Source organism: Stenotrophomonas sp. C-A (assembly GCF_054030835.1).
In genome coordinates, this window is sequence record NZ_CM132916.1 from 2035884 (window position 1) to 2050376 (window position 14493).

Consider the following 14493-nt stretch of genomic DNA (forward strand, 5'->3'; position numbering starts at 1 on the left):
GCGATGAGCGGAGAAACTGCGGCAGCACCGGGCCACGTCCGGCGGACTTCCCCAACAACCGGCGTGCTGCCCGAAATCGCAGCACGCGCCGAGGCCGCCATCGCGATCCGCCACGATCTGCACCGGCACCCGGAGTTGGCCTTCGAGGAGCATCGCACCAGTGCACGTGTGGCCGAGCTGCTGCAGCAGTGGGGTTATGAGGTGACCACCGGGCTCGGCGGCACCGGTGTGGTCGGCACGCTGCAGCGCGGGCAGGGCAGCCGTCGCCTCGGCCTGCGCGCCGACATCGATGCATTGCCGATCCACGAAGACTCCGGGCTGGCCTATGCCAGCCAGACCGATGGGCTGATGCATGCCTGCGGCCACGATGGCCACACCGCCATCCTGCTGTCCGCCGCGCATTACCTGGCCCATCACGGTGATATCGACGGCACCCTGCAGCTGGTGTTCCAGCCAGCCGAGGAAACCGGTTCGGGCGCGTCGAAGATGATTGCCGATGGCCTGTTCGAGCGCTTCCCGGTGGATGCGATCTATGGGCTGCACAACTGGCCGGGCGTGCCGGTGGGCCACTTCGGTTTCGTCGATGGCCCGGCGATGGCGTCGGTGGATTGGGCACGGTTGAAGGTGATCGGCAAGGGCGGCCACGGCGCCGAGCCACAGGGCAGCGTCGATCCGATCCTGGTGGCGGCGCACATCATCACCGCGCTGCAGAGCGTGGTGTCGCGCAATGTCGATCCGCGGCAGATGGGCGTGGTCACCGTCGGTTCGATCCACGGCGGGCAGGCCGCCAATGTGATTCCAGACGTGGTTGAGCTGAAGCTGACCGTGCGCGCCTACCTGCCGGAAGTGCGCGACACCCTGCGGCGCCGGGTCACCGAGATTGCCGAACATACCGCCGCCGCGTTCGGTGCGCGCGCCGAGATCGAGTTCCCGCGCGGCTTCCCCAGTGTGATCAACCATCCGCAGCAGACCGCCTACATCCGCGAGGTGGCCGTGCAGGGCTTCGGCGCCGCACAGGTCGTTCCCGAATTCGCGCCGCGCACGGCCAGCGAGGATTTCGCCTTCCTGCTGCAGGCACGACCGGGCAGCTTCGTGTTCGTCGGCAACGGCGACAGCGCGCCGCTGCACAGCCCGCGCTACGTGTTCAACGATGCGGCCATCGCACCCGCCGCCAGCCTGTGGGCGCGACTGGCCGAAGACTATCTGGTGAAGGATGCGACATGAGCAGCGACGAACGCTTCCTCTATACCTCGGTGGATGATCCGCTGGCGCGGCCCCTGTTCGACGGTCTTGAACAGGAGTACGACAGCCGCTACGCCGACGTGCGTCGACGCATCGGTGGCAGCGCTCGCGAGGAGCTGCAGCGCTATCCGGCGCAGGCCTTTGCTGCCCCGGTAGGTGCCTTCGTGCTGCTGCTGCGCGACGGTGTGGCTATTTCAGGTGGTGCCTTCATGCCGCACCGCGATCCGGATACCGCCGAGTTCAAGCGCATCTGGACGCTGCCCGGACTGCGCCGCCAGGGCATCGCGCGACGCGTGCTGCAGGAGCTGGAAGAGCAGGCGGCGCGGCAAGGGTACCGGAGGGTGTTCCTGACGACCGGCTTTCGCCAGCCTGAAGCTGTTGGCCTGTACCTGAGCCACGGCTACACCGCGCTGTTCGATCTGGAGGCCGACCCGGAAACGGTTGCGCATCTGCCGTTCGAGAAGCAATTGCGAGCGACGACGCCCGTCGTTGCACCTGCACAGGCACTGCTGCACGGAGCCCACGCATGAGCACACCGTCGACCGCGCTGGAGGGCATCGCCGCTCGTCCGGCGCCCGGACAGGCACTGAAGATCGTGCCGGCCCGGCATCCGCTGCAGGTCTTCGGCACGGTGCTGGCACTGGCGCTGATCCTGATCGGGCTGCAGTCCGTGCTGGGCAATCCGCGCTGGGGTTGGGGCACCTTCGCCGAGTGGTTCTTCGCACGCCCGGTGCTGGAAGGCCTGGGTCGCACGCTGCTGCTGACCGCGCTTGGCACCGGCCTCGGTTTCGCGCTGGGTATGCTGCTCGCGCTGGCACGCGTCTCCGGTTCGCCGCTGCTGTCGGCGGTGTCGTGGGGCTATGTGTGGTTGTTCCGTTCGATCCCGTTGCTGGTGCTGTTGCTGCTGTTGAACAACCTGGGCTATCTGTACAGCACCATCGAACTGGGCGTGCCGTTCACCGGCATCAGCCTGTTCTCGTACCCGACCACACAGCTGATCGGTGTGTTCACCGCCGCGGTGCTGGGCCTGACCCTGAACCAGGCAGCGTTCTCGGCCGAGGTGATCCGCGGTGGCATCCTCTCGGTCGACCACGGCCAGTACGAGGCCGCGGCCGCGCTCGGCCTGCCGCGTGGCCGCCAGGTGCGCCGCATCATCCTGCCGCAGGCGATGCGTTCGATCCTGCCGGCGGCGTTCAACGATGTGATCGGCCTGGCCAAGAGCACCTCGGTGGTCTACGTGCTGGCGCTGCCGGAGCTGTTCTACACCGTGCAGGTGATCTACCGGCGCAACCTTGAGGTGGTGCCGCTGCTGATGGTCGCCACGGTCTGGTACCTGGTGATCCTGACCGTGTTGTCGCTGCTGCAGCGGCGCGTGGAACAGCGCTTCGCGCGCGGCCAGCTGCAGCGCGAGCGCTCGGTGTCGCGGGTGTCGTCACCGGTGCGGACATCCAGTGATGCTGCGCCGCGCGTGGCCAACCGCCCGCGCATCGCCACCCAGGTGGAAGCGGGCGAGGGTGCGGCGGTATCGCTGCATGGCGTGGGCAAGGTGTTCGGCGATCAGCCGGTGCTGGAAGATGTGAACCTGGACCTGCGCGCCGGCAGCGTGACGGTGCTGATCGGCCCGTCCGGTGCCGGGAAATCCACGCTGCTGCGGTTGATCAACCACCTGGAACGCGCGGACAGTGGTTACGTGACTGTCGGCGGCCAGCTGATCGGTTACCGCCGCGAGGGTGACACGTTGTACGAACTTCCCGAGCGCGAGATCCGCCGCCGTCGTTCCGAGGTGGGCATGGTGTTCCAGGGCTTCAACCTGTTCCCGCATCTGACCGCGCTGGAGAACATCATCGAGGCACCGATCGCGGTACGTGGTGTATCGCGCGCGCAGGCCGAGCAGCAGGCGCGCACACTGCTGGAGCGGGTTGGCCTGGCCGACAAGGCCGATGCGTTCCCGCGCCAGCTGTCCGGTGGCCAGCAGCAGCGCATCGCGATCGCCCGCGCACTGGCGCTGCAACCGAAGGTGCTGCTGTTCGATGAACCGACCTCGGCACTGGACCCGGAACTGGTGGCTGAAGTGCTGAGCGTGATCGAGGAGCTGGCCAGTTCCGGCACCACGCTGGTGATCGTCACCCATGAACTGAGCTTCGCCCGCCGCGTGGCCGACCACGTGGTGATGATGGACCAAGGGCGGGTGATCGAGCAGGGCACGCCCGAGGCCCTGTTCGAGCGCCCGCGCCAGCAACGCACGGCCGATTTCCTGGCCAAGACCCTGTAGCCCCGGAAGGAACACCATGAGCCCTGCAGCACCGCGTCGCCCCTCGCGCAGCACCCTGTTGATCGTGGGCGTGCTGGTCATCGGCATCGCCGGTATCGTCTATTCGCGCGTACGCCAGGCACCGGATGCCGGCGCCGTGGCCGCGACCAGCCTGGCCGGTGCGAACACAGCCGTGCTGAAGGGCACGTTTGACCCGAAGGCGCAGGCGTTGATCCCGGCCGACTATCGCTTCGTCACCCCCGGTACGTTCACCGTGGCCACTCATCCGGGGCAGCTGCCGCTGGCCGACTATGGTGCCGACAGCAAGGACGTGGTCGGCATCGAGCCGGACATCGCGCGGCTGATCGCCGATGGGTTGGGCCTGAAGCTGGTGATCGTACCGGTGGCCTGGCCCGATTGGCCGCTGGGGCTGGAATCGGGCAAGTACGATGCGGTGCTGTCCAATGTGACGGTCACCGAGGAGCGCAAGAAGAAATTCGATTTCTCCAGCTATCGTTACGACCTGCTGGGCATCTACACGCGCACTGATGGGCCGATACAGAAAATCGAGAAGCCCGCCGACGTTGCCGGGCTGAAGGTGGTGGTGGGTGCCAGCACCAACCAGGACCAGATCCTGCGTCAGTGGGATCAGCAGAACATCGCCGCGGGCCTGAAGCCGGTGGAGTACCAGTACTTCGACGACGCGGTGGTCGGCCGCTTGGCGGTGATCACCGGCCGCGCCGATGTCTCGTTCGAGCCCAATGCCACCGGCGCTTATTCGGCACGCGATGGCAAGGTGCGGCGTGTGGGCCTGTTCCCTGGCGGCTGGCCGAATGCTGCGGCGATTTCGGTGACCACGCGCAAGGGCAGCGGCCTGGCCGACGCGGTGACGCAGGCGCTGAATACCCAGATCGGCAGCGGCACCTATGCGCAGGCGCTGAAGCGATGGAATGTGGCCGAGGAAGCGGTGCCGCAGTCGCAGACCAATCCGCCGGGGTTGCCGACGCTGCAATGACGCCGGGCGTGGCCCGGCGCTACCTCCGTCTTTGTAGAGCCGAGCCATGGCGTGGATCTAATCGCGGAGTCTGCCTTTTGTAGAGCCGAGCCATGCTCGGCTGCGGTTCGCGCGATGCGCGATGAGTCGAGCATGGCTCGACTCTACCAACGTGCCTCCAGTGTCCGGAACGGTTTCACCAGCCGCACACCCTCGGCATCGAAGTCGGAAACGCTACGTCCATCCACACGCACCGTCTTCGGCATCGTCCGCGCCGGCCACCAGACCTTCACCGCCGTCCCGCCGCGCAGCCCCTCACCAAGCGCCACCGTCAGCACCCCGTCGCGTTGCCGCGCCTGCATCTGCAACGTGCCATACGCTGTCGGCAACCGCTCCACCGCCAATCCATCGCCTGCCACCCACGAGGGCGGCGTACCCGGCAGCAGTGAGAGGGCATCATCGTCTTCGCGCATCAGCATGCCGAACAGCGTGCGGCCGTACTCGGCACCAATCCAGGTATGCGGCATGTCGCCCAGGTAACGCGGAAAACGCAGGCGTGAGTGCACGACCTCAGCCAGCACCTGCCACTCAAGCGGGCGCCGATCATGCAGCAGTCCCTGCAGCAGCTCATCGGCCACCTGCGGCTGGCCCAGGTGCACATAGCTCAGCACATTGCGGATCTCGTACGGTGTGTACGCGTACAACGCACCAGGCTGACTGCGCTTGCGCACATCCTCCAGATAACGCGCGAAAGTGGTCCGCAGCGCCTCAGCGGGCAGCACGCTCTGTGCGCCGGTCGGGTCCAGTGCGATCGAAACGCCGGTGGGATCGCCATCGCCCAGGTCGGCCGAGGAGGGAATGAAGTCGATGCCCTTCCACGCCATCGTCGCCCGGATCGAGGCATGCAGCGCGTCGTAAAGCAGTTTGTACTGTTCCCGTGCCCACATCGCAGTCTCGTGGTCGCCCAGTGCCTCGGCCAGCCACGCGCCGTCGTGCCACCCTTTGAGGCCCCAATAGTCGTCCCAGTAGCTGTGGGTGGGAGACGGATAACCCTCATGGCTGATCGACGGCGCAAGAATGCCCGCGAAGCGCTCCGGCGCTGGCTGGTCGGCCTTGTAGCCGGGCGCCAGCGTGCGTTCGCGCAGTTCATGCAGGAAGCGCAGCGCTGCCTTCACTTTCGGCAGATAGGCACGTACCGATTCGGGTCCGCCATCGAGGCGCGCGACATCGGCCACCAGCGCCACGTACTGGCCCTGGCTGTCGTACTCGATATCCGAACCGAAGCCGGTGTTGACGCTGCCATCGTCGTTGAGGATCGGCGAGACCAGGCCGTTGGCATGCACGCCGTGTTCGCTGTACCAGGCCAGGTAGTCCCGCGCGACGCGGGCTTCACCCATGCGCAGCAGCACCGCCGAGGTGGCCATGCCGTCGCGGATGAAGGAGCGGTTGTAGTTGCGCGGGCCGGGCTGCATCGCCGGGCCGGTCTGGTTGATCAGCATGTAGGCGGCCTGCGCGCGCAGCATGTCGACCAGTGAGGGATCGGGCAGGCGCAGCCCGACCTGGCCCAGCCGTGCCTGCCAGTCCGCGGACGCCTGCGTGGCCAGTGAATCGAACGCCGCATTGGCATCGCGGGGCAGCGTGGCCAGATCGAGCGCGGATGCTTCGGGCAGCACGCCCTTGGCATCTGCAGCGGCAATGCCCAGCGGGAATGCGACCACGACGGCATCGCTGGCGCCCGGTGCCAGTGACACGCGGTAGTTCAACGCAGCCGAGGCAAGACCCTGGTCATCACGCGCGTGTTGCGTGGAAGGCAGCTGGCCGGCAGCGAGGGTCGCGGTGATTTCCGTTGCGCCATCCTTGCCGAAGGCCGCCGCACCTGACGCCAATACCGGCGTGAGCGACTGCAGCAGCATGCGTCCATTGATGCGCACGGCCTGCCCATCGATGGTCACATCGCGGATCGGTGACAGCCCGCCGTTCTGCCACGGCGGATTCATCTGCATCGGGCGCACGACCAGGCTGAGCGTGCCTTCGATCCTGGCGCTGCCCGTGTTGTGCAGGCGATGCCGCAAGAACGTTACCGGCTGGCCGTCGCGCTCGATGGCGAATACCTCGCTGCGCAGCTCCAGGCCGGGCTGCGGTGACCACGAAGCGGAGGGCATCGGCTTCCAGCCATCCCGCAACGCGTGCTGTATCGGCTGTCCTGCCGCGCCAGCGGCACGCCCGTCAGCGCCACGCCAGATCGGCTGCACCAGCGGCGCGCCCTTGAAGGCTTCCAGATTGCCGTATTCGTCGAAGATTGATTTCTGTCGTCCTGCGTGCACACCGACGGCGGTCCAGTAGGTCTGCTGCATCTGCAGCGACGCCGGGAACAACGCGCGCTGAGCGCCGCTGGCGGTGATCTGGTACCGCTTCATCGGCGTCATTACCGCCTTTGGCCCGAGCAGGCGCAGTCGCGCGACCTGCGGTGCGGGGCCATCCACGCTCAGCCGGAACGCACGCAGGGGTTGTGCCGTGTCAGCAGCCAGCCAGCTTTGCCGATGATTGGCCGCCTGTGCATCGTGTGCGAGGTCCTGCCAACGGCCCTGTGCATCCTGCGCCTGCAGTCGTGCAGCGCCGCGCGCGCCATCCGCCCATTCCACTACCAGGCCAGCCGTGGACTGCGCACGTGGCAGTGTGAGTTCGAGCGTGTGGCTGCCGCCTCTCCCGGCCGGCAGAGCGACCGCACTGCCGCCTTGCCAGAGTGCTGCCGCCTGCGTCGCATCGACACCGCCGATGCGCGCGCTGAGTGTGCTGTCCAGTGGCTCCATCTCGAAGATCGACACGCCCCAGTCGGAGGTGCGCTGCGGGCTGGCCAGCCGCAGGTAGCGTGCCTGGCGCGGTGCGAAGTACAGCGTTTCCACGTCGCCCAGCGAATCGGCCATGGTGTACGCGGTCTGCCACTGCTGGCCGTCCAGCGAGGTCTGCAGCGAATAGCCTTCCGGGTTGGAGACATCCCAGGTGAGGCGTACGCCGGCCATCATCGCGGGGGCCCCCAGATCGATCTGGAACCAATGGCCGGGGCTGAAGGCGCCGCCGGTGACGGTCTTCGGGTCGCCGTCGATCAGGTGGCTGATCGCCATCGCGGGTACCTGCTGCGAGGAACTGCTGGCCTGCCATTGGCTGCGCGGGGGGAGGGTCTGTGCCTGTGCGCTGGAGGCCAGGGCGGCCAACAGCAGGGCAGCGGCAGGGCGCAACGGGAAAAGCGGTGTGGAGACCTTGGAGCGTTCGGCGCGCAACGTCATTACGGACAGCCTCGCAGGTTCGACCGGAATCGGGCGAGCGCTACGCTAGCAAGGGATGTAATCGGTTACATGACGCACTGCAGCGTCGCAGGCCGCTTCTGTGGTTGACGCAGCCGAGCATGGCTCGGCTCTACATGGTCTCCGGCAGGTCAAGCGCACCGCACGCTACAGCTCCACCGTCTCCCACCAGCGCGTACCCGCCTGTGGCGCCTGCATGTCCAGTGCTTCGCCCATCATCGGCGTGGACACCGGCACATTCTTTGCGGCCGCCAATGCGGTGATGCGCTCGAACGGCTGCTGCCATGCGTGCAGGGCCAGGTCGAAGGTGCCGTTGTGGATCGGCAGCAGCCACTTGCCGCGCAGGTCCAGGTGCGCCTGCAGCGTCTGTTCTGGCTGCATGTGCACGAACGCCCAGCGCGGATCATAGGCGCCGGTCTCGATCATGGTCAGATCGAACGGGCCATACTTTTCGCCGATGGCCTTGAAGCCATCGAAGTAGCCGGTGTCGCCGCTGAAGAAGATGCGGAAGTCACCGTCCTGGATCACCCACGACGCCCACAGGCTGCGATCACTGTCGCCCAGTCCGCGGCCAGAGAAATGCTGGCCCGGGGTGGCGGTCAGGCGCAGGCCGTTGGCTTCGGTCGATTGCCACCAGTCCAGCTGTTCGACCTTGCTGGCGTCCACACCCCAGGCGATCAGCTGGTCGCCGACGCCGAGCGGGGCGATGAAGCGCGCGGTCTTGCCGGCCAGCTGCATCACGGCGGCATGATCCAGGTGGTCGTAGTGGTTGTGCGAGAGGATCACGCCGGCAATCGGCGGCAGTTCGTCGATGCTGATCGGCGGTGCATGGAAGCGTGCCGGGCCCATCCACTGCACCGGCGAGGCGCGCTCGGAGAACACCGGATCGGTGAGCCAGTACTGGCCGCGCAGCTTCAGCAGGATCGTGGAGTGACCGATCCGGAACAGGCTGCGGTCCGGCGCGGCGTCGAGGGTGGCGCGGTCCAGCGGCAGCACCGGAATCGGGTGCGCGGGCACGGTGCCCTTGGGTTTGTTGAAGAGGAACGTCCACCAGATCTCCGCACCGTCGCGCAGGCCCATCGCCGGACGGGGCAGGGCATTGCGGAACTTGCCGTCGCGATACTGCGGCGAATCGGGGAAGTCGGGGAGGGACCAGGACTTGCAGAAGGTGTAGGCGGTCACGGCGAGGATTCCAAGCAAAAGGACAAGGAGCAGGCGCTTCATGGGTGACGTCCGCTGGGTACACTGCACAGTGTAGTTTCGTGTTTTTCAAAAGTACACTGTCGGGTGTAAAATGTGCGCATCCGTTCAGTTATCCGGTTTCCGCCATGCCCCGAGCCCCGCAACGCCTGACCGACCGTAAACGCGACGCCATCGTGCGCGCAGCGGTGGAGGAGTTCCGTGCTTCGGGCTACGAGGCCACCAGCATGGACCGGATCGCCGAGGCGGCCGGGGTCTCCAAGCGCACCGTCTACAACCACTTCCCAAGCAAGGAAGCGTTGTTCTCGATGATCCTGGAGGAGCTGTGGGAACGCAGCGTGGCCAGCGACGCGTTGCCGTACCGCGCCGACCAGCCGCTGCAGGCGCAGCTGCTGCAGTTGCTCGGCCAGAAGCTGGAACTGCTCAGCGATGCCAACTTCATTGACCTGGCGCGGGTGGCGATGGCCGAGATCATTCATTCGCCGGAGCGCGCGCAGGCCATCGTCTGCCGCATGGGCGAAAAGGAAAGCGGCGAGAGTGCCTGGATCCGCGCGGCCATCGCCGATGGCCGACTGCGCGAGGTCGATCCGGAGTTCGCCGGCCACCAGCTGCATGGGTTGGTGAAGAGCTTCGCGTTCTGGCCACAGGTGACGATGGGGCAGGCACCGTTGAGCGCACAGGAGCGTGCACGCGTTGCCGAATCGGCGGTGGCGATGTTCCTGGGTTTCTACGCGGTCTAGCTGGCAGCGAAGCGGCGGAACTCGTCGGCCGGCAGCGCCGCCGAGTACAGATAGCCCTGGCCGACATCCACACCCAGTGCGCGCAATTGCTGTTCCTGCGCCAAGGTTTCGGTACCTTCGGCCACCACGATCGCACCGCAGCGGTGCGCGACTTCCACGATGAAGCGCACGATCGACTGCGACTTGGCGTCGGACAGCGTGGCGATCAGCGCCTGCTCGATCTTGACCTCGGCGATGGCCAGCTGCGAGAGCAGGATCAGGGTTGAATAGCCGGCACCGAAATCATCCAGTGACAACGTGACCTCCGCCGCCAGCAGCTGTGCGATGTTGGCATCGACCACGTCGCGCTCGACGATCTCGGTCCATTCGACGATCTCCAGGCGCAGCATCACGCCAGGCACATCGTGCAGTGCCAGCAGTTCCTGCAGGCGCAGGCCGAAGTCGGGCCGGCGCAGTGACTCGGCCGAAACATTCACGGCGATTTTCAGCTGCGTGCCATCGCGTCGGCACTGCTGCAGGAAGTGGATGGCCGACTGCAGCGTGGCCCATTCCAGTTCAGCCAGCCGCCCCTGCCGGCGCAGCAGCGAGATCACCCGCATCGGCGCGATCAGCCGGCCCTCGCCGTCGCGCATGCGCAGCAGTGCTTCGGCGCCGACCAGCTGGCGATCCTGCAGGCGATGCTTGGGCTGGTAGCACAGCGGGGCGTCGCCCTGCTGCAGCCAGCGATCAAGGGCGACTTCAATCAGGGCGTCGATCTCGCTGTCGCGCTGGATCGGGTCGTCGAAGAACACGACGCCGGATTCGATCGCACTCAGCGCCACGGTGATTGCCCGGAAGGGCAGGTGGCCATCGTCTGCCGCGGCCGGTGGCTTCAGTTCGACTACCGCGCAGCGGAACAGCGGCCGGAAGCCGGGCCAATCGCGGCCGACCCGATCGGCCAGGTTGCTGGCCAGCTCGGTGATCTGCGGTTGCGTGCGCAGTTCGGACAAGGTCAGGTCGCGCACCAGGATCGCCAGCGCGGCATCGCCGAACTGGTAGATCTCCAGCTGGCCGGCCGGCAGCGAGGGCAGCAGCCGATGCACCTCTTCAGTGCTGTCGCGCTGCCACAGGCCGTTGTCCTGCAGCGGACCGTAGCGCAGGCGCAGGTCGCGCAGGTTGCCCATCTCGGCCACGATCAGGCAGGCCTTGCCGATGCCGTCGTTGTCGCGCCAGTAATGCTGCAGGCGTTCGCCGAGCGCACGCATGTTGGGCAGGCCACTGATCGGATCGATGCGCAGCCAGGCGTGTTCGCGCTGGCGCTGTGCATCGATCTGCGCATCGTTGTAGACCAGTGCGAACACTGCGCCCAGCATCAGCAGTGACAGCGGCAGTGCCAGCAGGCGCTGGATTGCCAACTCCTCCACGGGCAGCTGATGGGCGCCGATGATTGCGACGCCCAGTGCCAGGCCCAACGCAGTGACGACGATACGCACGCCCCAGGCCTGCAGGATCATGCGCAGCGAGAGTTCATTGAGCATGCGCGGGTGCAGGCGCCTGCGCAGCCAGACGCCGGCCAGCATCTGCAGCGTGGCCTCAAGGCCGGCCGGCAGGAAATACTGGGTGCCGGCGAACTGGTAGCGGGCCAGCAGGCTGGCACCCAGGCAGGCCAGGCCGCCGCGCCAGCCGCCGAGCAGTCCGCTGACCACCAGGATGTCGAAACCCAGGTGGAGCTTGACCACGCCCTGGGTATAGCGGGCCACGAACCAGGCGTTGAACAGGTAGATCAGGCCCAGCGCTACGCCCACGTACAGCCGGCGGCCTTCAATGGCGTGGCCGGCGCGACGGGTGGCGATCAGCAGCACGCCGATCATGCCGATCACTGCCGTGGCCTGCAGCAGGTACAGCGGCAGGCTGGGCAGGGCGCTGTCCAGGACCTGGGCCGAGACCCGTGAAAGCGCATCCATAGCAGGTTCCCGCCTGTGACCGACGGCCAGTGCGAGCAGGGTAAACCACAGGCGCCTACGCGGCCACCAAGGGCCCGACCAAGGTCTCTGCAGTCAGTAGCGCGGGTCGGCGATGGCCGGCAGTACCAGTTCGCGCACGAAGCCGGACGCTGACAACTGCAGCAGCGCGCGCACCATCGCAACGACGTCATGCACGGGCACCCGTTCGCCGTCGCCGCGCGCTGCGGCCTCTGCAACCGGCACCGACAGTGCATCGTCGGTGTTGAGGTAGCCCAGCTGCAGGCTGGTCACCGCCAGGCGGCGATCGCGGAAGCCCTCGCGCAGTGCATCGGCGATGCCGTTGAGTGCGAACTTGGATGCGCCGAACGCCACTTCCGGGCGGCCGCTGCGCGGCAGCGCCGAGGTCGAGCCGGTCAGCACCAGCTGCGGGCGTGGTGCGCCCAGCACCCGCGGCAGCAGGCGCTGCAGCAGCACCAGGGTGGCGGTGATGTTGACGTCGACCAGTTGGGTGAGCGCGGCATCGCTCTCGTCGAGGAAGGCGTACTCGTCGCTGAAGGCGGTCTCTTCCCAGATGCCCACGTTGTGGATCAGCACATCCAGATCGGCCGGTGCCTGCGCTGAGATGTGATTGGCAGCCAGGGTGGGCTGGGACAGATCGGCTTCGATCCACTGCAGAGTGACACCCTCGGGGCATTCAAGATCGCGTGGACGCTTGCGCGAAACGCCGATGACGGTGTCGCCCGCACTGCACAGGCCTTCCACGAACGCCCGACCCAGGCCCCTGCTGGCGCCGATGACCATCAATTTCATGCTGCTTCCTTGTTGTACTGCGGCAGCCTCAATCGACTGCCAGAACGGTGTCCCAATCGGCGAACGCACGCAGGCCGCTGCGCTCGGCGGTGATGATCGAGGCGGTGTTGTCGAGCTGGCAGCGGTACTGAGGCTGCAGCCCGGCCGTCTGTGCGGACACGGCCATGGCGTGTACCAGCTGGCGCGCGTGCCCGCGACCGCGGGCCTCGGGCAGGGTCAGCACGCCCATGTCGGCCAGGGCCGGATCCAGGCCCCACGGGTACATGCTTCCCGCGGCAACCAGCCGCTCGCCATCGAAGGCGCCGAACACCTGCCAGTGGTCCAGTTCAACCCAGGCCGCATCCAGATCCTCTTCGCTGGCGCTCGCCTGGAACACGTCGAACGCGGCGGCGTCGGCCGGGTCGAGACGGCGAATGTGTGGCGGTGCCCGGCGCTCGGCCAGGGCTGCAAGTTCTGCGGCAGGGAAATAGAAGACGCGATCCGCACCATGCGTGCGCTGGCCGAGCTGCTGCAGGCGCTGTTGCAGCTGCGCCAGCGTCCAGTGCGGTTGCGCGTGCAGGTGCAGGCGAGCCGCCAGTGCAGGGCGCAACAGTGCGCGTGCGGGGCCCGCGACTGGCTGCAGCAGCATGCCGTCCTCGCCCTCGTCGAGATCATCACTGCACGCCAGGCGCAGCATCCGATCGTTCTGCAACGTGCGAGCCCCGGCGAACACGCCCTGCCAGGCGGCATGGATCAACGGGGAGAAGGCATCATCCATGACAAAGTCTCGCTCAGTGTGCGGGCAGATCCACCTGCAGTCCGGCCGCCTTCCATTCCGGATAGCCGGCAGCGAGGCGCTGCGCGGTCAGTCCGGCGTCGCGCAGCTGCGTTACGGCAGCGCTTGAAAGCACGCAGTAGGGGCCGCGGCAGTACGCGACAATGTGGACGTCGCGCGGCAGTTCGTCCATCCGTTCGTGCAGTTCCGTAGCGGGAATGTTCAGCGCGCCGGGCAGGTGGCCCAGATCGAATTCTTCGCGCGGACGCACATCCAGCAGCACCACGTCGCTTCGCTGCGCCAGCAGCTGCTCAACGGTCAGCCCTTCCAGCGTGTCGCGGCGATGCACGCTGTCGGCGATCACGCCGTGCATCTCGCTGCGCTGATGGTCGGCATAGTCGCGCAGTGCGGCCAGCAGATTGCCCAGCGGGCCGTCACCACTGCGGTAGAGGATGCGCTTGCCATCGCGGCGGGTCTGCACCAGGCCGGCGCGGCGCAGCTGCTGCAGATGCTGGGAGGTGTTGGCCACCGAGAGCCCGGTCAGCTCGGCCAGGCGTTCCACTGCGCGTTCGCCCTGGGCGACGTGCTCCAGCAGCGCGAGCCGATGGGCATGGCCGAGTGTGCGGGCGATCTCGGCCAGCGCCTCCAGCGGCGACGGCGGCAGGTGACTTGTAGCGTTCATGATCAGTACGCTACCATCGATCTATCATTCAAGCAAAGAATTGATGGTATTCATCATGAACGGATCTGCGGCATTCCTGGCGGGCGCGCTGGTGATCGGCGTTGGCGCCACCGCCGTGCTGGACCTGTGGTCGGTGCTGCAACGCCGGGTGTTCGGCATTCCCACGCTGGACTTCGGGATGGTCGGCCGCTGGCTCGGCCATCTGCCACGCGGGCGCTTCCGCCACGAGGCGATTGGCCGGGCCGCGCCGGTAAAGGGGGAGCATGTGCTGGGTTGGTCGGCGCACTATCTGATCGGCGTGATCTTCGCGGCGGCACTGCTCGCGTTCGTCGGCGATGGCTGGGTGCGGTCGCCAACGCCGTTGCCGGCACTGTTGTTCGGCATTCTGAGCATTGTCGCGCCGTTCTTCATCATGCAGCCCGGCATGGGCGCAGGCATTGCCGCGTGCAGGACGCCGGCACCGGTCAAGGCTCGCCTGCGCAGCCTGCTCGCACATTCGGTGTTCGGGCTGGGCATGTACCTTTCGGCATGCCTGTGGGCCATGGCCAGGGCCGGATGAGCGAGAATCCGTGGGG

General features: G+C 67.0%; 12 protein-coding genes. 6 read left to right on the forward strand and 6 right to left on the reverse strand.

Annotation, left to right across the window (positions count from 1 at the left end; translation table 11 throughout):
* Positions 1-3: 3 nt before the first annotated feature.
* The 4 genes from ACW5IY_RS09705 to ACW5IY_RS09720 are packed head-to-tail and all read left to right on the forward strand — an operon-like array spanning position 4 to position 4508.
* Positions 4-1224 carry a M20 aminoacylase family protein gene (locus ACW5IY_RS09705; RefSeq protein ID WP_100049948.1) on the forward strand — a complete coding sequence of 407 codons (1221 nt, stop codon included), beginning with the start codon at positions 4-6 and terminating at the stop codon, positions 1222-1224.
* Positions 1221-1772, forward strand: a complete 552-nt coding sequence (locus ACW5IY_RS09710; protein WP_049436305.1) for a GNAT family N-acetyltransferase — start codon at positions 1221-1223, stop codon at positions 1770-1772. The genes ACW5IY_RS09705 and ACW5IY_RS09710 overlap by 4 nt, the downstream gene beginning before the upstream one ends.
* Entirely contained in the window at positions 1769-3514 is a 1746-nt protein-coding gene (locus ACW5IY_RS09715) for an amino acid ABC transporter permease/ATP-binding protein (RefSeq protein ID WP_100049947.1), read from the forward strand. The genes ACW5IY_RS09710 and ACW5IY_RS09715 overlap by 4 nt, the downstream gene beginning before the upstream one ends.
* A 16-nt stretch (positions 3515-3530) precedes the next feature.
* A complete protein-coding gene (locus ACW5IY_RS09720) occupies positions 3531-4508 on the forward strand; it encodes an ABC transporter substrate-binding protein (protein WP_043397112.1) in 978 nt (325 codons plus the stop codon).
* Positions 4509-4651: 143 nt separating this feature from the next.
* Here the strand turns inward: ACW5IY_RS09720 and ACW5IY_RS09725 are convergent, their stop codons facing one another.
* Together ACW5IY_RS09725 and ACW5IY_RS09730 are read right to left on the reverse strand one after the other, a co-directional pair.
* Positions 4652-7771, reverse strand: coding sequence for a discoidin domain-containing protein (locus ACW5IY_RS09725; RefSeq protein ID WP_049436304.1), 3120 nt, complete (start codon positions 7769-7771; stop codon positions 4652-4654).
* A gap of 165 nt (positions 7772-7936) precedes the next feature.
* Positions 7937-9013 (reverse strand): MBL fold metallo-hydrolase, encoded by a 1077-nt coding sequence (locus ACW5IY_RS09730; protein ID WP_043397118.1) that lies wholly within the window; start codon positions 9011-9013, stop codon positions 7937-7939.
* A 104-nt stretch (positions 9014-9117) separates the two neighbouring features.
* Between ACW5IY_RS09730 and ACW5IY_RS09735 the strand changes: the two genes are divergently transcribed.
* A complete protein-coding gene (locus ACW5IY_RS09735; protein WP_010484672.1) occupies positions 9118-9729 on the forward strand; it encodes a TetR/AcrR family transcriptional regulator in 612 nt (203 codons plus the stop codon).
* On the opposite strand, the gene ACW5IY_RS09740 is transcribed toward ACW5IY_RS09735, so the two are convergent.
* From ACW5IY_RS09740 to ACW5IY_RS09755, 4 genes are all read right to left on the reverse strand, one after another.
* Positions 9726-11672, reverse strand: a complete 1947-nt coding sequence (locus tag ACW5IY_RS09740) for an EAL domain-containing protein (RefSeq protein WP_049436303.1) — start codon at positions 11670-11672, stop codon at positions 9726-9728. The two genes, ACW5IY_RS09735 and ACW5IY_RS09740, sit on opposite strands and share 4 nt — an antisense overlap.
* A gap of 93 nt (positions 11673-11765) precedes the next feature.
* Positions 11766-12482: an SDR family oxidoreductase gene (locus tag ACW5IY_RS09745; protein ID WP_049436302.1), complete on the reverse strand. Its 717-nt coding sequence runs from the start codon at positions 12480-12482 to the stop codon at positions 11766-11768.
* Positions 12483-12510: 28 nt separating this feature from the next.
* Positions 12511-13239 carry a GNAT family N-acetyltransferase gene (locus ACW5IY_RS09750; RefSeq protein WP_049436301.1) on the reverse strand — a complete coding sequence of 243 codons (729 nt, stop codon included), beginning with the start codon at positions 13237-13239 and terminating at the stop codon, positions 12511-12513.
* 13 nt (positions 13240-13252) lie between these two features.
* Complete coding sequence (locus ACW5IY_RS09755; RefSeq protein WP_049436300.1) at positions 13253-13918, reverse strand: ArsR/SmtB family transcription factor; 666 nt, start codon at positions 13916-13918, stop codon at positions 13253-13255.
* Here ACW5IY_RS09755 and ACW5IY_RS09760 point away from each other — a divergent pair.
* On the forward strand, positions 13917-14477 hold the full coding sequence (locus ACW5IY_RS09760; protein ID WP_239682889.1) for a DUF2938 domain-containing protein: 561 nt from the start codon (positions 13917-13919) through the stop codon (positions 14475-14477). The genes ACW5IY_RS09755 and ACW5IY_RS09760 overlap by 2 nt on opposite strands.
* The last annotated feature ends 16 nt before the right edge of the window (positions 14478-14493 follow it).

Bases quoted from the DNA above. Each gene is read 5' to 3' on its own strand.
- ACW5IY_RS09720 (WP_043397112.1), top strand. From the start codon at position 3,531: ATGAGCCCTGCAGCACCGCGTCGCCCCTCGCGCAGCACCCTGTTGATC.
- ACW5IY_RS09705 (WP_100049948.1), top strand. From the start codon at position 4: ATGAGCGGAGAAACTGCGGCAGCACCGGGCCACGTCCGGCGGACTTCC.
- ACW5IY_RS09710 (WP_049436305.1), top strand. From the start codon at position 1,221: ATGAGCAGCGACGAACGCTTCCTCTATACCTCGGTGGATGATCCGCTG.
- ACW5IY_RS09730 (WP_043397118.1), bottom strand. From the start codon at position 9,013: ATGAAGCGCCTGCTCCTTGTCCTTTTGCTTGGAATCCTCGCCGTGACC.
- ACW5IY_RS09750 (WP_049436301.1), bottom strand. From the start codon at position 13,239: ATGGATGATGCCTTCTCCCCGTTGATCCATGCCGCCTGGCAGGGCGTG.
- ACW5IY_RS09745 (WP_049436302.1), bottom strand. From the start codon at position 12,482: ATGAAATTGATGGTCATCGGCGCCAGCAGGGGCCTGGGTCGGGCGTTC.
- ACW5IY_RS09740 (WP_049436303.1), bottom strand. From the start codon at position 11,672: ATGGATGCGCTTTCACGGGTCTCGGCCCAGGTCCTGGACAGCGCCCTG.
- ACW5IY_RS09715 (WP_100049947.1), top strand. From the start codon at position 1,769: ATGAGCACACCGTCGACCGCGCTGGAGGGCATCGCCGCTCGTCCGGCG.
- ACW5IY_RS09735 (WP_010484672.1), top strand. From the start codon at position 9,118: ATGCCCCGAGCCCCGCAACGCCTGACCGACCGTAAACGCGACGCCATC.
- ACW5IY_RS09760 (WP_239682889.1), top strand. From the start codon at position 13,917: ATGATCAGTACGCTACCATCGATCTATCATTCAAGCAAAGAATTGATG.
- ACW5IY_RS09725 (WP_049436304.1), bottom strand. From the start codon at position 7,771: ATGACGTTGCGCGCCGAACGCTCCAAGGTCTCCACACCGCTTTTCCCG.
- ACW5IY_RS09755 (WP_049436300.1), bottom strand. From the start codon at position 13,918: ATGAACGCTACAAGTCACCTGCCGCCGTCGCCGCTGGAGGCGCTGGCC.